Below are 20123 nucleotides of genomic sequence, written 5' to 3' on the forward strand. Positions count from 1 at the left end.
GCTTGCAGTCTGGCTTCGATCAACGCGCCTGGCCTGACGCCGCGCCCGGGCGGGATTTACCCGCCGCTTGGCGCAACGTCCGCCCGGTCGCAAGCCTTCACGCCGCAATCGGCCGATGCTGCTCGGGATAGATCGCATACAGCGTCTGCTGCGGCTGCGCCAACAGCCCGCCGACATCGTCGCTGGCCACGATGCTGTAGCCGCGCGCGTCGATGTCCTTGGCGATCGCATGCCAATCCAGCTTCGGCATGGCCATCGCGGTATCGATGGTCCAACCGAAGCGCAGCGCGCCGAGCGCCTTCATTTCGTCCAGCGGCAGCCAGCTGTCCGCCGGCGCCACCACATACCCTTCCTCGTTCCCTACCACGAATACGTCTACGCGCATTTTCGTCAGTGCCTTCGCTGTCGATACGTTTGCTGTTGATCCGCAAGCCGGCGCATGGTGGCGACCGGCCCGATAAAAAATAGTGAAAAAGGGATGGCGGATTGGTGAAGACGCCGCCGACGCGCAGTGTGGGTTCACGTTCTATGCACGCAGATGACAAGCGCCGCAATGAGCACAGTCTGCATGGCGACGGTCGCAGGGCTTGCGACCACGAGGCTGGTTTCACGCAGCATCAGCACATGAAGTCTGGGTTGCGCCCGCGCCTTTCGCTGCGACGCAACATGCCCCGGCGCGACCGGATCATCGAATCGTCGTCAAACTGGCCGCGCGGGAAATTCGCGCGGCCATAAGTCCCTCATCGCCGCATTCGACGGACCGCGTCCAGATCAGCGGCCACGACCGAGCTTCAGCGGCTCGAATACCGCGGCGTCTTCGCCGCATCCGGACAGAGGCATGCATCGGCGTGGTGCCGGAGTTACATTGCAGGCCAATCGGTGCGCATGCACCTATCGAATCGGGAACGATGTTTATGGAAGAACGTTATTTGGACGCCACCACCGCGGATCATGCGCATCGCGCCGCTCGCATCGACACGCGAGCAATCGGCGCGCGCGTCGCGCTGATCGCACTGTTCCTGGCGACCAGCGCCGCGCAAGCCAGCGGCCATCTGCCCGGCCTGCCGGTACCGCCGCGCGACTTCGCCGACTACGCCGCCTGCAAGGCGCACTTGCAGGAAGCGCATCGCGTCGACTTGGCCACCGCCACCGACAAACCCGAGGAAATCCGCCCGGGCGTGACCCGGCAGATGCTGGTGGAGACCGACGGCGTTGTCGAAACCGGCTCCAAGCAAGCGACCTATTCCTCGCGCGTCGGCGCGCAGATCCGCAGCCGCGACGAAGAACGCGGCTACATCCAGACCAATTACTCGTACAACGAGAAACAGTACGCGTGCAAAGGCCGGACGCTGACGGGGACGGATGGCGGCGGCGGGTATTACTCGCCGGGGTACGAGAAGATCGAGACCAAGTCGTCGCCTTGAGTCTGGTGAGGTCGGCGAATGGTCGCTGCACGCCCATCGCGGCGCGTCATGGAGCATCGCTGACGTCGCTGGGCGCGGTGTCGACTTGCTTGCCGTGCGAGTCCAGCGCCGCGGGGTGAGCGGAGTTGGTTGGTCGGCAAACAAAAAGGCCTCGCGGATGCGAGGCCTTTGTTTTCCGGGAAGCTTGCCGGCCGTTGGATCGTTGGCCGGGCGGTTGTTTTCTTCTCGGAGTTACGTGGTGCCGGAAATAGGAATCGAACCTACGACCTACGCATTACGAATGCGCCGCTCTACCAACTGAGCTATTCCGGCGAGGACGGCAATTCTAGGCGGGACGGGGCCGGGCGGTCAATTCGATCCGGTCCGGTGCCGGCTCTCAGCGCCCCGTTCTCAGCCCACCAGCTCTCAGCCGACAAGTTGCAGGCGCAGTTCCTTGGGCAGGGCGAAGACCATGTCCTCGCGCTCGCCCTCGAGTTCGCGCACGCCCTGGGCGCCCAGTTCGTGCAGGCGGTCGATCACCCCGCGTACCAGCACCTCGGGCGCGGAGGCGCCGGCGGTGACGCCGATGCGCTTGCGGCCGCGCACCCATTCGGGGTCGATTTCGACCGCGCCGTCGATCAGGTGGGCTTCCACGCCCTCGCGCTCGGACAGCTCGCGCAGGCGGTTGGAGTTGGAGCTGTTGATCGATCCCACCACCAGCACCAGGTCGCACTGCGCGGCCAGTTCGCGCACGGCGTCCTGGCGGTTCTGGGTGGCGTAGCAGATGTCGTCGTGGCGCGGGCCCTGGATCGCCGGGAACTTGGCGCGCATGGCTTCGATCACGCTGCGGGTGTCGTCGACCGACAAGGTCGTCTGGGTGGTGTAGGCCAGGTTGTCGGGTTGATCGACCTGCAAGGCGGCGACGTCGGCCGCGTCCTCGACCAGGTAGATCCGACCGGTACCGGCTTCGCGCCGCCATTGGCCCATGGTGCCTTCGACTTCGGGGTGGCCTTCGTGGCCGATCAGGATCACGTCGCGGCCGGCGCGGCAGTGGCGCGAGACTTCCAGATGCACCTTGGTGACCAGCGGACAGGTCGCGTCGAACACCTTGAGCGCACGCCGTTCGGCCTCCTGACGCACCGCCTTGGACACGCCGTGGGCGCTGAAGATCACGGTGGCGCCGTCGGGGACTTCGTCGAGTTCCTCGACGAAGATCGCGCCGCGACGCTTGAGGTCGTCGACGACGAAGCGGTTATGCACGACTTCGTGGCGCACGTAGATCGGCGCGCCGAGGGTTTCGATGGCGCGCTTGACGATTTCGATCGCGCGATCGACGCCGGCGCAGAAGCCGCGGGGGTTGGCGAGCAGGACGTCCATGGGACGAGATTGTACTCCTGTGGCGGTGGCGGCTTGGTGTGACGGAAGGCGGCTGGGAACTGGCTGAATACCACCGCCCGGCCGGCGGAAAACCGCGGCGGGCTTAGGCCTTGCCCTGACCCGGCTTGTGCTCGGCCGGCTTGCCGCTGAACAGCCCGTACACCGCGATCCCGATCGCCCCGGCCACGATCGCCGAGTCGGCGATGTTGAACGAGGGCCAGTGGTAGTCGCGCCAGTACCACTGGATGAAGTCGACCACGTGGCCATGGACCATGCGGTCGATGACGTTGCCGATCGCCCCGCCGATCACCAGCGCGTACGGCAGCGCGGTCTTCCAGTCGCTGCGCTCGGTGCGCGCCAGCCAGGTCGCGAGCAGGCCGCTGATCCCGACCGCGAGCACCAGGAAGAAATATTTCTGCCAGCCGCCGGCATCGCTGAGGAAGCTGAAGGCCGCGCCGGTGTTGTAGCTGCGGTACCAGTTCCACACGCCGTCGATGACCGGCACCGCGGTGTACTCGGGCAGCGAGGCCAGCACCCAGGCCTTGCTGAGCTGGTCGAGCGCGATCACCACGATCGAGACGATCAGCCAGGGCAGCGCGTTGCGGCCGGGTTTGCTTGCGATATCGGTCATCGTGGCTCGAATCTGTGCTTGCGAAAGGGATGGCGCGAGGAACACTGGTTCGATGCGCGCGGCGCGATGCCGCGCGCATCGATCGGAGCGTCAGAACCAGCGACGGTCCTCGCCCTCGCCGGCGATGTTGTCGACGCAGCGGCCGCACAGGTCCGGATGCTCGGCGCTGACGCCGATGTCAGCGCGGTAATGCCAGCAGCGCACGCACTTGCGCTTGCCGGTCTTGACCGCGAGCACGGCGATGTCCTGGATCGCGTCGTCGGCGACGACTTCGACATCGCCGCTGATGAACAAGAAGCGCAGTTCGTCGGCCAGCGGCGCGAGCCAGTTCTGATCGGCGACGCCGCAACGCAGCGAGATCTCGGCTTCGAGCGCGGCGCCGATCTGGCCGGCGGCGCGCATCGGTTCCAGGGTCTTGGCCACGTCGTCGCGCAGCGCCAGCAGGCGCTTGAAGTCTTCCGACGACAAGGCCGCGTCGGGCGGCAACAGGGCCAGGCCGTCGTACCAGGTCGCGAACAGCACGTTGTCCTCGCGCGGGCCGCTTTGCGTGCCGGCCGGCAGATGCCGCCACATTTCGTCGGCGGTGTAGCTCAGGATCGGCGCGATCCAGCGCACGAACGCTTCGGCGATGCGGTACATCGCACTCTGCGCCGAACGCCGGCCGCGCGAGTTTTCCTGCATCGTGTACAGGCGATCCTTGGTCACATCGAGATACAACGAACCCAGGTCGACGCTGCAGAAATTCGTCAGCAGCTGCACGATCTCGGCGAAGTCGTAGCGCTCGTAGGCCGAGGCGATGCGGTCCTGCAGTTCGGCGGCGCGATGCACGATCCAGCGATCCAGCGCGACCATGTCGTCCAATGCGACCAGATCGCGCGCCGGGTCGAAGCCGCTCAGGTTGCCGAGCAGGAAGCGCGCGGTGTTGCGGATGCGGCGGTAGCCCTCGCCGTTCTGCTTGAGGATCTTGTCCGACACCGACATTTCGGCGCTGAAGTCGGTCGAGGCGACCCACAGGCGCAGCACGTCGGCGCCCATCGCGTCGATCACGGTCTGCGGCACGACCACGTTGCCGAGCGACTTGGATTGCTTCTTGCCGTTTTCATCGACGGTGAAGCCGTGGGTCAGCACCTGCCGGTACGGCGCCGCGCCGTCCATCGCCACGCCGCTGAGCAGCGCGCTGTGGAACCAGCCGCGATGCTGGTCGGAACCTTCCAGGTACAGATCGGCCGGCTTGCGCAGGCCATCCTGCGGACGCTGCGCGAGCACGCATTCGTGGCTGACGCCCGAGTCGAACCAGACATCGAGAATGTCGGTGGCCTTCTCGTACTGCGCGGCTTCCTCGCCGAGCAGTTGTTCGGCGGTCATCGCGTACCAGGCGTCGACGCCTTCGCGTTCGACCACGTCGGCGACCTGACGCATGATCTCGACCGAGCGCGGATGCGGCTCGCCGGTTTCGCGGCTGAAGAACAGCGCGATCGGCACGCCCCAGTAGCGCTGGCGCGAGATCGTCCAGTCCGGGCGGCTCTCGATCATGTTGTAGATGCGCGCCTCGCCCCAGCCCGGGATCCAGGTGACGCCGCCGATCGCGGCCAGCGCGTCGCGACGCAGGCCGGCCTTCTCCATCGAGATGAACCACTGCGGCGTGGCGCGGAACACCACCGGCGACTTGTGCCGCCAGCAATGCGGGTAGCTGTGCTTGAGCCGGCCCGAGGCCAGCAGCACGTCGTGCGCTTTCAATACTTCAAGGATGATCGGATCGACCTTGAAGATATGCACGCCGGCCAGGGTGTGCTGATCGGCCGGCGGCGTCGACGGCAGGTACAGGCCGCGTCCGTCGACCGGGTTGATCTGCGCCGCGGTGTATTGATCGAGCAGGCCGTACTTCAGGCCGACCGCATAGTCTTCCTGGCCGTGGCCCGGCGCGTTGTGGACGATGCCGGTGCCGTCTTCGGCCGACACGTAACTGTCGACCAGCACCGGCAGTTCGCGTTCGGCGTAGAACGGATGCTGCAGGCGCTGACCTTCGAGTTCGACGCCGCGCGCGCGGCCATGCACCACCACCTCGTCGACGCCGTAGCGCTTGAGCGCCTTCTCGGCCAGCGATTCGGCGATCACCAGCAGGCGGCGACCGCCGTCGGCGCGCTTCGGGCCTTCGACAAGCACGTAGTCGAGTTCGGGGCCGACCGTCACCGACAGGCTGGCCGGCAGCGTCCACGGCGTGGTGGTCCAGATCGGCATCGCGATCAGGGTGTCATCGTCGATCGCCGCGCCGAACAGCGCCGCGAGCCCGCGCGCATGCTTGGCGACGTAGCCCACGTCGATCTGGGTCGACTCCTTGTCCTGGTATTCGATCTCCGCCTCGGCCAGCGCCGAGCCGCAGTCGAAGCACCAATGCACCGGCTTGGAGCCGCGCACCAGATGGCCGCGTTCGACGATCTTCGCCAGCGAACGGATGATGTCCGCCTCGTAGCGGAAATCCATGGTCAGGTAGGGATTTTCCCAATCGCCGATCACGCCCAGGCGCTTGAAGTCGCGGCGTTGCAGGTCGACCTGGCTGGCGGCGTACTCGCGGCACTTGGCGCGGAACTGAGCCGCATCGAGCTTGTCGCCGACCTTGCCGTAGGCCTTCTCGACCTTGGTCTCGATCGGCAGGCCGTGGCAATCCCAGCCGGGCACGTAGGGCGCGTCGAAGCCGGCCAGCAGCTTGGACTTGACCACGATGTCCTTGAGCACCTTGTTGAGCGCGTGGCCGATGTGGATCTCGCCGTTCGCGTACGGCGGGCCGTCGTGCAGGATGAAGCTGCGCTCGCGTTGACCGACCTTCTCGCGAATTCGCTGATACAGGCCCTCGCTCTCCCAGCGCGCCAGAGTTTCCGGCTCGCGCTTGGGCAGATCGCCGCGCATCGGAAAATCGGTGGCCGGCAGCAGCAGGGTGGCCTTGTACGGATTGGCGGGTGCGGATTGGCTCGAATCGTTGGTCACAGCGGGTCTCAGGCAGTTTGGGTCGCGTCGGCGCCCAGGGCTGGCGACGCGGTCGGGCGTCGCGGATCGAGTTGCAGGAGTGCGCGCGCCTGTTCGGCGTCGCGGTGCATTTGCACGGTCAGTGAATCCAGATCGGGGAACTTGAGTTCGGCGCGCAGGTGGGCGACGAATTCAACCTCGATGCGACGACCGTACAGGTCGCCGTCGAAATCGAACAGATGCGCTTCGAGCAGCGGTTCGACGCCGGCGACGGTCGGGCGCGTGCCCAGGCTCGACACCGACGCGCGCGGCTGATCGCCGATGCCGTGGACCCAGGTGGCGTAGATGCCGGACAAGGCCGGCGTCTTGCCGCCAAAACGCAGGTTGGCGGTCGGAAAGCCCAGGGTGCGGCCGAGTTGCTTGCCATGCACGACGTGGCCGCCGATCGCGTAGCGCCGCCCGAGCAAGCGCCCGGCGCTGGCGAAGTCGCCGGTCAGCAGCGCCTCGCGAATGCGCGTGCTGGATACGCGCTGGCCGTCCAGATGCACCGGCTCGATTTCGTGCGCAGTGAAACCGGCTTGTTCGCCGAGCCGGCGCAGCAGCGCGATGTCGCCGCCGCGCGCCTTGCCGAAGCGGAACTCCGGGCCGACCCAGACTTCGCGCGCGGCCAGCCGCTCGACCAGCACGCGCTGCACGAACGCTTCCGCGCTCAGGCCGCTGAGCCGGCCGTTGAAACGCAGCAGGCCGACCTGATCGGCTTCCAGCGCCAACAGTCCTTCAGCCTTGGCCCGCGGCAACAGCAGCCGCGGCGGCGGCGCCTGCGGCGCGAAGAATTCGCGCGGCAAGGGCTCGAAACTCAGCGCCACCGCGGGCAAATCCAGCGCGCGCGCGCGCGCCACCGTATGGCGCACCAGCGCGCGATGCCCGAGATGCAGGCCATCGAAGGCGCCGATGCAGACCACACTGCCGTGCGGGCACCGCGGCCCGCCCTCGACGTCACGAAACAGCCTGCTCATTGGTTCGGTATTGGAAACCCGGACGGGCCGGGCCTGCTGAAAGGATGAATAAGGAAGTATAGCCGCCGCACGCAAGTCTCAACGGCATCCGAACCCGCCGGTTCGATGCCGTTGCGATGGCAATGGCGACAACTGGCCATCGCGATACGGCGCACCCTCGCCGTCAATGCCCGCGCAGATCGCGCGGACGGATGCCTTGCAGCCACAACGCCGCGCCGTAGACCGCGCCGCCGGCGCCGACCACCACCGCCAGCTTGAGCAGGCGTTCCCACCACGGCCAGCCGGTCCAGCCCTGCCACAGCCACAGCAGGCTCAGCACCACCGCCGCCATCGCCACACTGGCGACCGCGATCTGGCGCAGGAACCGGCCCCAGCCGGGCTGGCGTCGATAAACCTTGGCCCGGCGCAGATACCAGGCCAGTTGCAGCGCGTTGGTCCAGCCGGCGATCGCAATCGCCAGCGCCAGGCAGGCATGCGCGCCGGGTATTTCGCCGAGCGCTTCGCGCAGATCGCCGCCGGTGCGGGCCAATGCGGCCTGGCCGACATCGGTCAGATACAACGCCGCCAGCAACAGCGCCACGGTCGCGATCAGATTGACCATCACCGACACCACCGCCGACTTGACCGGGGTCTTGGTGTCCTGGCGCGAATAGAACGCCGGCGCCAGCACTTTCACCAGCAGGAAGGCCGGCACCGCGGTCGACTGCGCCATCAGGCTCAGGCGGATCATCGCGGTGTCGTTGGGGGTCAGCTTGCCGTACTGGAACAAGGCCGCGATCAGCGCCTCGGCGCACAGCACCAGGCCCAGGCAGGCCGGGATGCCGATCAGCAGGCACAGGCGAAAGCCCCAATCCAGGCCCTTGGAATAGCCGTCGACATCGGTCGCGGCATGGCGTTTGGACAGATGCGGCAGGATCACCGTGCCGATCGCGACCCCGAACATGCCGAGCGGGAATTCGAGCAGGCGATCGGTCAGATACAGCCAGCTCACGCTGCCGACGATCAGGAACGAGGCCAGCGCGGTGTTGAGCAGCAAATTGACCTGCGCCACCGAGGAGCCGAACAGGGTCGGCACCATCAGCCGCATGATCTTGCGCACGCCCGGATGCGCCCCGCCCCAACGCGGTCGCGGCAGCAGGCCGAGCTTTTTCAGCGCCGGCAACTGGAACGCCAGCTGCAGGATGCCGGCGAAGAACACGCCCCAGGCCAGCGCCAGCACCGGATTGAGGCCCAGCCGCGCCATCAGCGGGGTCGAACACGCCGCCGCGGCGATCATCGACACGTTCAGCAGCACCGGCGACAAGGCCGGAATCGCGAATTTCTCGTAACTGTTGAGAATGCCGCCGGCCAGCGAGGCCAGCGAAATGAACAAGGCGTACGGGAAGGTGATCCGCAGCATTTCCGTCGCCAGCGCGTATTGCTCGCTCAACGGGTCCCAGCCCGGCGCGAACAATTGCATGATCCACGGCGCTGCGATCACCACCACCGCGGTCATCGCCAGCAGCGCGGCCATCAAGGTGCCAGTGACCCGGTCAACCAGCGCCTTGACCGCGGCGTGGTCCTGTTTTTCCTTGTACTCGGCCAGCACCGGCACGAACGCCATCGAGAACGAACCCTCGGCCGAGATCCGGCGCATGAAGTTCGGAATCCTGAACGCGATGAAGAACGCATCCATGGCCGGACTGGCGCCGAACTGCCAGGCGTAGACCTGGTCGCGGACCAGGCCGGTGACCCGCGAGATGAAGGTCATGGAGCTGAAAATCACCGATGAACGCAGCAAACCGCCCTTGCTCATCGGCGCGTCCCCAGCCAGTTGACGCAACCCACTGAATCGGCCATACTTTTCGGTCTGATTTTCCGTAATTTCGTTTCTAGCAGCATCTCTTCGTCCAGTTCCATTAACGCTTTCAACCAAAATTCCAGGAATCCACCGTGGCAAACATCAAGTCCGCCAAGAAGCGCGCCAAGCAGACTGTCGTGCGTAACGCCCGTAACGCCAGCCAGCGTTCGATGCTGCGTACCGCCGTCAAGAAGGTGCTGAAGGCCCTCGGCGAGAACGACGCCGCGAGTGCCAAGTCCGCGTTCGACGTCGCTCAGCCGATCCTCGACCGTTTCAGCTCCCGTGGTCTGATCCACAAGAACAAGGCTGCCCGTCACAAGAGCCGCCTGTCGGCCCGCATCAAGGCGCTGGCCGCGGCCTGAGTCTTGCGACGACCTATTGTCGCGCGCGATTGAAAGATCGTTCGCGACGGCATGCAAAAGCCCGGCTTCGGCCGGGCTTTTGTTTGGGCGGAGGAAAATTTCGCCAAAGGCTTCGCCGCGAAGGACATCGGCGGACACACGGTCGCTGGCGCACGCGCGGGGCATGCCGCGCATCATCGATGCGACCGGTGAAGTCAGCTTGAAGTCGGCGCGCGAGTGGGCGCGCGAACGCCGGCGGCGCCGCATCGCGCGACGCTCGGGGTTTGCATTCGAATACCGGTGAGCCCGCGGCTCAGGGCACATGGTCGCCGGCGGCATGCGCGGCTTCCAGCGCCTCGACGCGCTGACGATCGAAGAACGCCATCACGTCCTGCATGATCGGGAAGGTGCCGTCGCGGCCGATCGCCGACACCAGATACCAGCGATCCTTCCAGCCCAATTCGTCGATGATCGCCTGGGCCGCGGCCTGCTGCTCTTCTTCCAGCAACAGGTCGGCCTTGTTGAGCACCAGCCAGCGCGGCTTGGCCAACAACTCGGGATCGTGCTTGTGCAGCTCGCGCTCGATCGCGCGTACCTGCTCGGCCGGGCTCACCCCGTCGACGCCGCCTTCCATCGGCGCGATATCGACCAGGTGCAGCAGCAGACGCGTGCGCTGCAGATGGCGCAGGAACTGCGCGCCCAGGCCGGCGCCGTCGGCGGCGCCCTCGATCAGGCCCGGGATGTCGGCGATCACGAAGCTGCGGTGCGCTTCCACGCTGACCACGCCGAGGTTCGGATACAGCGTCGTGAACGGATAGTCCGCGACCTTCGGCGTCGCCGCCGAGACCGCGCGGATCAGGGTGCTCTTGCCGGCGTTCGGGAACCCGAGCAGGCCCACGTCGGCCAGCAGCTTGAGTTCCAGCTTGAGTTCGCGCTCCTCGCCCGGCAGACCCGGCAGGGCCTTGCGCGGGGTGCGGTTGACCGAGCTCTTGAAATGCATGTTGCCCAGGCCGCCCTTGCCGCCGTGCGCGACCAGCAGGCGGTCGCCGTGCGCGACCAGGTCGCCGATGACTTCGTCGGTCTCGACGTTGGTCACCACGGTCCCGACCGGCACCACGATGACCATGTCCTCGCCGCCCTTGCCGTAGGCCTGCCGACCCATGCCGTTCTCGCCGCGCTGGGCGCGGAACTGCTTCTGATGGCGGAAATCGACCAGGGTATTGACGTTTTCGTCGGCGACCAGCCACACGCTGCCGCCCGCGCCGCCATCGCCACCGTCCGGCCCGCCGAGCGGAATGAACTTCTCGCGACGGAAGCCGATGCAGCCGTTGCCGCCATTGCCGGCGATGACTTTGATTTCTGCTTCGTCTACGAGTTTCATAAGAGCCGGGATTTGGGATTCGGGATTCGGGATTGGGAAACGCAAAAAACAGGGCAACTCGGGATTGTAACGGGAGCGGCGAATGCGGTTTTCGCTTTTGCGAATCCCGAATCACCAATCCAAAATCCCGGCCCCCAAACGAAAAGCCCCGCCGAAGCGGGGCTCCTCATGCAGCGTGGCGGCGCGATTACTCGGCGACGACGACGCTGACGGTGCGACGCTTCTTCAGGCCCTTGGTCGAGAACTCGACCTTGCCATCGACCAGCGCGAACAAGGTGTGGTCGCGGCCGAGGCCGACGCCGGCGCCCGGATGGAACTGGGTGCCGCGCTGACGCACGATGATGTTGCCGGCCTCAATCGACTGGCCGCCGTAGATCTTCACGCCCAGGTACTTCGGGTTGGAGTCGCGGCCGTTGCGGGTGGAACCTACGCCCTTTTTATGTGCCATGGCTGCTGCTCCTTACTTGTTGTCACCACCGGCAATGCCGGTGATTTCGATTTCGGTGTAGTGCTGACGGTGACCCATCTGCTTGCGGTGGTGCTTACGGCGGCGGAACTTGACGATGCGCACCTTGTCGGCGCGGCCGTGGCCGACGACCTTGGCGGTGACGCTGGCGCCCTTGAGCGCGTCGCCGAGCTTCACACCTTCGCCGTCGCCGAGCATCAGGACGGTGTCAAACTTGATTTCGCTGCCGGCTTCGACATCGAGCAGCTCGACGCGGAGCGTCTCGCCTTGCATCACGCGGTATTGCTTACCGCCGGTGACCAGTACTGCGTACATGACCAGATTCCTCTGTAGTTATTTTTGGTCCTGCCGCACCCGAACCGGGCGGACAGAAGCGGAATTTTAGGGGATTCAGCGGGTTACGGCAACTATGGCCCCTGGCCGGACGGGCTCGGGGGCCGCGTGGGCGGTGGGCGTCCCGGCCGAATCCCGCGTAACCCGGCCATTTTTCCATGAAAATTAATGATTTAGGCGAATTCCGCCCCGCCGGACCGTCCCTATCCCCTGTAGGGAGCGGCGCGAGCCGCGACCGCGCACCCACGCCAACGTCGGCCCTTGGAAGTCACGATCGCGGCCCGCGGCGCTCCTACAGGGCCAGTCCGAGGCACGCGCCGGGACCGCGTTGCACCGCAGCTCCTCGTCTTCTTTGCCGCATGCCTCCCGAGTCGTCGACTCGCAAAACCACGCGAAAAAAAGATCCAGCGCGCGATCGCGGCGCAACGCGACTCAATACCCCGCGGCTCAAAACGATTTGCGCAAACGGAAATATTCGCGCGCATTCATGCAACCTCATCGCGAACACGTGGCTCGATGCTGATGTTGCGGAGCTGCAACAGCGAAACCGCGCGAAAACAATCGAGTCACCATCGGCGCGAAATCGCACCGCGTCGCATGCACAGTGAAGAATCGTGCGGCAGTTCATACAAATCGCGCGTGACGCGGCGAAATATAGATCGACCTAGTTCACAGTTCCGAAAGAAACTCGATTCGACGCGAAAATATTCGCGCAGCTTTCGGCAATCGCGCCGGAGCCTGAAAATCCCTGTATTCGCAGGCCCTGGCGCCTGCCTCCCTACCCTCGCCATCGAGGTGCATCGCGCGTGTTTGTGCGCTCAGTCGCATTCATGTCGATATCACAGCTTTGATGACACTTGCATGCGATGGGTGCGCTCATTTAGCTTCGGTTGTGAGCGACTTGCAGGGGGTCGCGCGACAAGGAACGGCGACATCGAAGCGCAATGCGTGCGACGCACACGCGCAACGATGAAGCGGTCGCGTTGTATCCGGGGGCTCCGTGCATGTGGTTCGCAGTCGTCAGTTCACATCGGTTTTCCGCGCAGAGGCTTCGCCTTCGCGCATCAGCCGCACTCCTCTCCTCATCCGTGCAGCGCTTCGCGCACGGTAACGGCGGCGTGCGTGTGTCACAGCACCCTGCAGTTCGGGCGCGGCGCGATGCGCGCGGCCGACTGCGCAAGAAAGTCCCGCGACGGCACGACGGCACAGCCGTGGCGGACCTAAGGCCCGACGCTAAACAGGGGATGCGAAGGGGATCATGCGCAACGAAGGATCAAGGATGTTTGTCATGACTCGCAAAGCACGTTCATTGAAATGGACCGCACTGGCCCTCGCGACGGCCGTAGTCGTCGCGCCGGTGGCCTATTCGGGCAGCAAATTGCAGACGTTCTCGAAGGTGCACACCGCCAACGCCACGACCTCGCCCAAGGCGGTGAAGGCGGCCGCGGCCGAGAAGAGCAACCGCTTCATCATCACCCGCGCGCCCGGCGCCGCGACCAAGCTGGCTCCGGCCGCGCTCAACCAGCAATACGCCAAGGCCGCGACCACGCTGGGCGTCGGCATCCTGCCGCTGCGCACGCTGGCCACCGGCTCGAGCCTGATCAAGACCGATACCGCGCTCGACAAGGCCGCCCAGAAAGAGCTGGCGATCGAGCTGATGAAGCTCGACCCGAGCATCGTCGAAGTCAGCACCGACCGTTTCTACAAGCCGCTGCTGGTCCCCAACGACCCCGGCTACGCTCAGCAGTGGCATTACAAGAACGGCCCGGGCGGCCTGAATGTCGAACCGGCCTGGGACATCGCCAACGGCGACGGCATCGTGGTCGCCGTGCTCGACACCGGCATCACCCCGCACAGCGACCTCGACGCCAATATCGTCGCGGGCTACGACTTCATCGTCGATACCGACGTCAGCGTCGACGGCGACGGCCGCGATGCGGATCCGAACGATCCGGGCGACTGGCACGACGGCGAGTGCAACATCTTCGGCATTCCCGAGGACAGCAGCTGGCACGGCACCCACGTGGCCGGCACCATCGCCGCGGTCGCCAACAACAGCAAGGGCGTGGCCGGCGTCGCGTTCGGCGCCAAGGTCCAGCCGGTGCGCGTGCTCGGCAAGTGCGGCGGTTACGAGTCCGACATCATCGACGCGGTGACCTGGGCGTCGGGCGGCACTGTCACCGGCGTTCCGGCCAACGCGACCCCGGCCGAGGTCATCAACCTCAGCCTCGGCGGCAGCGGCGCGTGCAGCGCGGCCGAACAGCTCGCCTTCACCGAAGCGCGCAACCGCGGTACCACCGTGGTCATCGCCGCGGGCAACTCCAGCGCCGACGTGTCCGGCTTCTCGCCGGCCAACTGCGAAGGCGTGATCGCGGTGTCCGCGGTGGGCCCGACCGGCACCCTGGCCGATTACTCCAACTTCGGCGACAAGGTCGACGTGGCCGCGCCCGGCGGTTCGGGCGTGAATCCGGCGGCCGACAACATCCTGTCGACCCTCAACCTGGGCCTGCAGGGCCAGGAAGGCGAAGGTTACGCGTGGATGGCCGGCACCTCGATGGCGGCGCCGCACGTGGCCGCCGTGGCCGCGCTGATGCAGTCCGCCGCGCCGAGCCCGCTGACTCCGGCCCAGATCGAGAAGATCCTGGTCAACACCGCGCATGTCGGCGGCCAGCCGGGCGGTTGCAGCTTCAGCAACTGGTGCGGCTCGGGCATCGTCGACGCGCGTTATGCCGTCGCCGTGGCCAAGGGCACCGAAGCGCTGCCGCCCGATCCGCAGGCGCCGGAACCCGAGCCGGCGATCGAGCTGGAGAACGGCGTCACCGTCACCAACATCGAAGTCGCCGCCAACGGCGTGATCAAGTACCAGCTGCTGGTTCCGAACGGCGCGTCCAACCTGCTGTTCGCCCTGTACGGCGGCACCGGCGATTCGGACATCTACGTCAAGTACGGCGCCGAGCCGACCAGCACGTCGTACGACTGCCGTCCGTTCACCTCGTCCAACAACGAGACCTGCTTCTTCCCGACCCCGCAGGGCGGCGTGTGGTACGTCCAGGTCAAGGGCTACCGCGCTTCCGCCGGCATGTCGCTGTACCCGAGCTTCGTCGACGCCAACTATCCGCGTCGCGTCGAAGCCAAGGCCAGCGCGCTGCCGAATCACCGCACCTCGGTGAACCTGTCGTGGGAGAAGGGCAAGAAGAACATCGACGTCTACCGCAACGGCGCGATCCTCAAGACCGTGCGCAACACCGGCGCCAACACCGATACGTTCCGCATCATCGGCAGCGGCACCATGAGCTACAAGCTGTGCAACAACGGTACTCAGGAATGTGCTGATCCAGTTTCGATCACCTACAGCTCCAGCCGCTGATCGCAGCGTTCGCGTAACCACGAGGGGCCCGGTTGCCGGGCCCTTCGTTTTTTGGGATGAGGTTGTGTCGGCGGCGTCGGCTGATGTTATCGAGGTTGAACGACTGCAAGTCGCCGCGCGACTTCAAGAACGTCATTCCCGCGAACGCGGGAATCCAGTGACTTTGCATAGGGCTCAGTTGCGATTTACTTACAACGAAGGTCGTCAGACTGATCGATCTGAAGTACGTCTACTTTCTTGCAGCAACGTTCAAAGTCACTGGATTCCCGCGTTCGCGGGAATGACGTTCTGGTGGGATTACGATCAAAAAATCGATACATCCCGAAGGCATGAGCGATCACTCGGCAATTACATCAACCGCGGCAATCGGGAACTCCACCGCATAACCGCACTCCATTAGCCACCGCTCCATCAGCCGCCCACGCACCGCAATGCCCCGCAACCCGTCGCCCGGCCTCGATCCACCGCCCCGCTCCGACACGCTTTGCCGATCTCCCCACGCGCCGCACCATCACGACCCCGGTTTCCACCCAGCGGAGAATCCATGCGCACCATCCCGCCCGCCGCCCGCGCCAACCCGTCCGCCCTCGCCTTCGCCTTCGGCCGCCGTCTCGGCCTGCCGTCGCTGGCCCTCGCCGTGGCGCTCAGCGCCGGCCTGAGCGCCTGCAACCGCGACGCCGCATCCCCCGATGCCGCGACCGCCAATCCCGCCGCCACCGCCGCGCCCGCGCCGGTCGTGCGCTTCGACGCCAAGCTCAGCCTGGTCAACAACAACGGCGCGATCCGCTACGACGGCACCCTCGACAGCGAGGCCAACCGCAAGGCCCTGAGCATCGCCCTGGCCCAGGCCTACAGCGGCCAGATCAGCGGCAACCTCAACGTCGACAAGGCCGCCAAGCCGGCGCCGTGGCTGGACAAGCTGCCGCAGTTCGCCGCGGCGCTGAGCATGTCCGGCGCGGCGGTGAGCTTCGAAGGCGAGAAGATCGAACTCAGCGGCCAGGCCTCCGACGCCGACCGCGCGATCCTGCTGGAAAAAGCCAAGACCCTGTTCCCGGGTTACCAATACGGTGGTCTGTTCGAAGGCGTCGGCGGCGCCGCGGCGTCCAGCGACGCGGCCGCGCAGGCGCTGGCCGCGCTGGAGCCGGGCAAGGCCGGCCCGGCCGAGATCGTCAAGGCGCTCAACCAGATCAATCTGCGCTTCGACGACGGCGGCGCCCGCATCGCACCGGCCAGCCTGGACATCCTCAGCCGCGCGGCCAAGGCGATCCAGGCCGGCCCGGCCGACGCGCGCTACGAGATCGTCGGTCCCGGCGGCGGCGCCGGCCAGCCCAGCGACAACGAAACCCTGTCGCGCCAACGCGCCGAGGCGGTCAAGGTCCAGCTGATCGTCGCCGGGGTCAATCCGGGCGCGCTCGACACCAAGGCCGCCAGCGGCGCGGCGACCACGCCGCTGCAGTTCAACGCGGTCAAGTGAACACTGGGGCGCGGTAACGCGTCCGAACCTGAACAAGTCATGCGTTTTTAGGTGGGTGGGGCTTCGGCCCCGGCGCTGTTCGGCCACACACCGGCGAGCTGACTAAACAGCGCCGGGGCTGAAGCCCTCGCCCACGGTGACGCTAGCCACAATCGCATCGCTGCGCCGCCTCTCGTCGCGGCGGCGAGGCCTGCCGCGGAGCGATCCGCGCTCGACCCGCCACCTCCCACTCCAAGTTCGCGCACTCGGCTTTGCCGAACCCGGCGATCGCCTCGAACCCAGGTCCGGCCGCGATTCCCGCGAGCGCCTGAACCCCAAGCGCCACGGGCCCCGGATGACATCCCTCATGCCCGCGACAGGCGCTTTCGTTTCCGGGATTTGCCCCCACCTTCCCCACTCGATACGCTCCCCTGTTCGCCGTCGCGTTTCGCGCCGGCGGCTCTACTCCCCCCTTGCAGGCACCCGATGGCGCTGGACTACATCCGCATCCGCGGCGCGCGGACGCACAACCTCAAGAACATCGATCTCGATCTGCCGCGCGACAAGCTGATCGTGATCACCGGCCTGTCCGGGTCGGGCAAATCCTCGCTCGCCTTCGACACCATCTACGCCGAGGGCCAGCGTCGCTACGTCGAATCGCTCTCGGCCTACGCCCGCCAGTTCCTGTCGGTGATGGAGAAGCCGGAGGTCGATCACATCGAAGGCCTGTCGCCGGCGATTTCGATCGAGCAGAAATCCACCTCGCACAACCCGCGTTCGACCGTTGGCACCATCACCGAGGTCTACGACTACCTGCGCCTGCTGTACGCGCGGGTGGGTTCGCCGCGCTGTCCGGACCATCACTACCCGCTGGAGGCGCAGACCGTCAGCCAGATGGTCGATCAAGTGATGACCCTCGATCCCGAGCAGCGCTACATGCTGCTCGCGCCGGTGATCCGCGAACGCAAGGGCGAGCACGCGCAAGTGTTCGAACAACTGCGCGCGCAGGGCTTCGTGCGCGTGCGCGTGGACGGCGAGCTGTACGAGATCGACGCGGTGCCGCCACTGGCGCTGCGGGTCAAACACACCATCGAAGCGGTGGTCGACCGCTTCCGCCCGCGCGAAGACATCAAGCAGCGCATGGCCGAATCGTTCGAGACCGCGCTCAAGCTCGGCGACGGTATGGCCCAGGTGCAGTCGCTCGACAACGCCGAAACCGCGCCGCTGCTGTTCTCGTCCAAGTACAGCTGCCCGGTCTGCGATTACTCGCTACCCGAACTCGAACCGCGCCTGTTCTCGTTCAATTCGCCGGTCGGCGCATGCCCGACCTGCGACGGCCTGGGCGTGGCCGAGTTCTTCGATCCCGCGCGCGTGGTCGTGCATCCGGAGCTGTCGCTCTCGGCCGGCGCGGTGCGTGGCTGGGATCGGCGCAACGCGTATTACTTCCAGTTGATCCAGTCGCTGGCCAAGCACTACAAGTTCAACGTCGACACGCCGTGGCAGGCGCTGACCGCGTCGCAGCAGAAGGCCGTGCTGTACGGCAGCGGCGACGAGCAGATCAGCTTCAACTACATCACCGAAAGCGGCGGCCGCAGCCAGCGCAAGCATCGCTTCGAAGGCATCGTGCCGAACCTGGAACGGCGTTACCGCGAGACCGAATCGGCCGCGGTGCGCGAGGAACTGGCCAAGTTCATCAGCCAGCGCCCCTGCCCCGATTGCGGCGGCGCGCGCCTGAACCGCGCCGCGCGCAACGTGTTCGTGGCCGAGCGTCCGCTGCCGGACCTGGTGGTGCTGCCGGTTGACGAAGCGCTGAACTTCTTCAAGACCCTGGAAATGCCGGGTTGGCGCGGCGAAATCGCGGTCAAGATCGTCAAGGAAATCGTCGATCGCCTGCGCTTCCTGGTCGACGTCGGCCTGGATTACCTCACGCTGGAACGCAAGGCCGACTCGCTGTCGGGCGGCGAAGCGCAGCGCATCCGACTGGCCAGTCAGATCGGCGCGGGCTTGGTCGGCGTCATGTATGTGCTCGATGAGCCGTCGATCGGCCTGCACCAGCGCGACAACGAACGCCTGCTCGGCACGCTCACGCGTCTGCGCGATCTGGGCAATACGGTGATCGTGGTCGAGCACGACGAAGACGCGATGCGTCTGGCCGACTACATCGTCGACATCGGCCCCGGCGCCGGCGTGCATGGCGGCGAAATCGTCGCCCAGGGCCAGTTCGCCGACATCCTCAAGGCGCCGCGTTCGCTGACCGGCCAGTACCTCAGCGGCAAGCGCAAGATCGAGATTCCGAAGACCCGGCACAAGCCGAATCCGAAGACCACCCTGCACCTGCGCGGCGCGACCGGCAACAACCTCAAGAATGTCGATCTCGACATTCCGGCGGGCCTGTTGACCTGCGTCACCGGCGTGTCGGGTTCGGGCAAATCGACCCTGATCAACGACACCTTGTACGTGATCGCGGCCAACGAGTTGAACGGCGCCTCGCAGACGCCGGCGCCGTACAAGTCGGTGGAGAACATCGAGCTGTTCGACAAGGTCGTCGATATCGATCAGTCGCCGATCGGCCGCACCCCGCGTTCGAACCCGGCCACCTACACCGGCCTGTTCACGCCGTTGCGCGAGTTGTTCGCGCAGGTGCCCGAAGCGCGCGCGCGCGGCTACTCGCCGGGCCGCTTCAGCTTCAACGTGCGCGGCGGACGCTGCGAAGCCTGCCAGGGCGACGGCCTGATCAAGGTCGAAATGCACTTCCTGCCGGACGTGTACGTGCCCTGCGACGTCTGCCACGGCAAGCGCTACAACCGCGAGACGCTGGAGGTGTTGTACAAGGGTTACAACATCAACGACGTGCTCGAGATGACGGTCGAGGCGGCGCTGAACCTGTTCGAAGTGGTACCGACCATCGCGCGCAAGCTCGAAACCCTGATGGACGTGGGCCTGAGTTACATCAAGCTGGGCCAGAGCGCGACCACCTTGTCGGGCGGCGAAGCGCAGCGCGTGAAGCTGTCGAAGGAACTCTCGCGCCGCGACACCGGGCGCACCTTGTACATCCTCGACGAGCCGACCACCGGCCTGCACTTCCACGACATCGAGCACCTGCTCGCCGTGCTGCATCGTCTGCGCGACGACGGCAACACCGTGGTGGTGATCGAGCACAACCTCGACGTGATCAAGACCGCCGACTGGGTCATCGACCTGGGTCCGGAAGGCGGCCATCGCGGTGGCACCATCCTCGCCACCGGCACGCCGGAAGAGATCGCCGCGCTGCCGCACTCGCACACCGGCCACTTCCTCGCGCCGCTGCTCGGCACGCCGAAGAAAGCCAAGGCGCCCGCTGAGCCGGCGAAGAAGAAACCCGCCGCCAAGACCGCCGCGCCGGCCACGCGCGCCAAGAAGAAATCCGCCGCATGACCGGTCGCAACAAGAAGCAAACGCCGGTAGTGGACAACACTGCCGGCGAAACCACGTCGCCGCCGCGCAAGCAACGCAAGCCGCGATCGCGCAAATCCGCGAGTGCCGCGGCGGCTGTCGACGAGGGGTCTGCCACGCAG

The 20123-nt window shown here is 66.1% G+C and carries 14 protein-coding genes and 1 tRNA gene; 5 read left to right on the forward strand and 10 right to left on the reverse strand.

Annotation, left to right across the window (positions count from 1 at the left end):
- Nucleotides 1–97 precede the first annotated feature (97 nt).
- Nucleotides 98–385: a hypothetical protein gene (locus ASD86_RS07050; RefSeq protein WP_148650303.1), complete on the reverse strand. Its 288-nt coding sequence runs from the start codon at nt 383–385 to the stop codon at nt 98–100.
- A gap of 529 nt (nt 386–914) precedes the next feature.
- On the opposite strand from ASD86_RS07050, the gene ASD86_RS07055 reads away from it, so the two are divergent.
- Nucleotides 915–1424 carry a hypothetical protein gene (locus ASD86_RS07055; protein WP_056108677.1) on the forward strand — a complete coding sequence of 170 codons (510 nt, stop codon included), beginning with the start codon at nt 915–917 and terminating at the stop codon, nt 1422–1424.
- Nucleotides 1425–1660: 236 nt separating this feature from the next.
- On the opposite strand, the gene ASD86_RS07060 is transcribed toward ASD86_RS07055, so the two are convergent.
- From ASD86_RS07060 to murJ, 6 genes are all read right to left on the reverse strand, one after another.
- Nucleotides 1661–1736 (reverse strand) — tRNA-Thr (locus tag ASD86_RS07060).
- A 93-nt stretch (nt 1737–1829) separates the two neighbouring features.
- Entirely contained in the window at nt 1830–2780 is a 951-nt protein-coding gene (gene ispH / locus ASD86_RS07065) for a 4-hydroxy-3-methylbut-2-enyl diphosphate reductase (protein WP_056108679.1), read from the reverse strand.
- Between the two features lie 103 nt (nt 2781–2883).
- Nucleotides 2884–3402 (reverse strand): signal peptidase II, encoded by a 519-nt coding sequence (gene lspA / locus ASD86_RS07070; RefSeq protein WP_056109195.1) that lies wholly within the window; start codon nt 3400–3402, stop codon nt 2884–2886.
- A gap of 99 nt (nt 3403–3501) precedes the next feature.
- A complete protein-coding gene (gene ileS, locus ASD86_RS07075) occupies nt 3502–6315 on the reverse strand; it encodes an isoleucine--tRNA ligase (protein WP_056109198.1) in 2814 nt (937 codons plus the stop codon).
- Nucleotides 6316–6401: 86 nt separating this feature from the next.
- Nucleotides 6402–7388 carry a bifunctional riboflavin kinase/FAD synthetase gene (locus ASD86_RS07080; protein WP_056108682.1) on the reverse strand — a complete coding sequence of 329 codons (987 nt, stop codon included), beginning with the start codon at nt 7386–7388 and terminating at the stop codon, nt 6402–6404.
- Between the two features lie 163 nt (nt 7389–7551).
- The gene (murJ, locus tag ASD86_RS07085) at nt 7552–9183 is read right to left on the reverse strand and encodes a murein biosynthesis integral membrane protein MurJ (RefSeq protein ID WP_056108685.1); all 1632 of its coding nucleotides are present in this window, start codon (nt 9181–9183) and stop codon (nt 7552–7554) included.
- Nucleotides 9184–9320: 137 nt separating this feature from the next.
- Here murJ and rpsT point away from each other — a divergent pair, with 137 nt between their 5' ends.
- Entirely contained in the window at nt 9321–9590 is a 270-nt protein-coding gene (gene rpsT, locus ASD86_RS07090; protein WP_036113822.1) for a 30S ribosomal protein S20, read from the forward strand.
- A 292-nt stretch (nt 9591–9882) separates the two neighbouring features.
- Here the strand turns inward: rpsT and cgtA are convergent, their stop codons facing one another.
- The 3 genes from cgtA to rplU all read right to left on the reverse strand — a co-directional run bounded on the left by cgtA (nt 9883) and on the right by rplU (nt 11731).
- Nucleotides 9883–10950: an Obg family GTPase CgtA gene (gene cgtA / locus ASD86_RS07095; protein ID WP_056108688.1), complete on the reverse strand. Its 1068-nt coding sequence runs from the start codon at nt 10948–10950 to the stop codon at nt 9883–9885.
- 187 nt (nt 10951–11137) lie between these two features.
- The gene (gene rpmA / locus ASD86_RS07100; protein ID WP_036113826.1) at nt 11138–11398 is read right to left on the reverse strand and encodes a 50S ribosomal protein L27; all 261 of its coding nucleotides are present in this window, start codon (nt 11396–11398) and stop codon (nt 11138–11140) included.
- 12 nt (nt 11399–11410) lie between these two features.
- Nucleotides 11411–11731 (reverse strand): 50S ribosomal protein L21, encoded by a 321-nt coding sequence (gene rplU / locus ASD86_RS07105; RefSeq protein WP_036113830.1) that lies wholly within the window; start codon nt 11729–11731, stop codon nt 11411–11413.
- A 1306-nt stretch (nt 11732–13037) separates the two neighbouring features.
- Here rplU and ASD86_RS07110 point away from each other — a divergent pair.
- The 3 genes from ASD86_RS07110 (at nt 13038) to uvrA (ending at nt 19983) form a co-directional block, all read left to right on the forward strand.
- Nucleotides 13038–15116: a S8 family peptidase gene (locus ASD86_RS07110; RefSeq protein WP_162253624.1), complete on the forward strand. Its 2079-nt coding sequence runs from the start codon at nt 13038–13040 to the stop codon at nt 15114–15116.
- Nucleotides 15117–15660: 544 nt separating this feature from the next.
- Nucleotides 15661–16590 carry an OmpA family protein gene (locus ASD86_RS07115; RefSeq protein ID WP_056108693.1) on the forward strand — a complete coding sequence of 310 codons (930 nt, stop codon included), beginning with the start codon at nt 15661–15663 and terminating at the stop codon, nt 16588–16590.
- 465 nt (nt 16591–17055) lie between these two features.
- On the forward strand, nt 17056–19983 hold the full coding sequence (gene uvrA / locus ASD86_RS07120; protein ID WP_056108695.1) for an excinuclease ABC subunit UvrA: 2928 nt from the start codon (nt 17056–17058) through the stop codon (nt 19981–19983).
- Nucleotides 19984–20123 lie beyond the last annotated feature (140 nt).

It is taken from the genome of Lysobacter sp. Root690, assembly GCF_001427785.1.
In the GTDB taxonomy this organism is placed as follows: Bacteria; Pseudomonadota; Gammaproteobacteria; order Xanthomonadales; family Xanthomonadaceae; genus Lysobacter.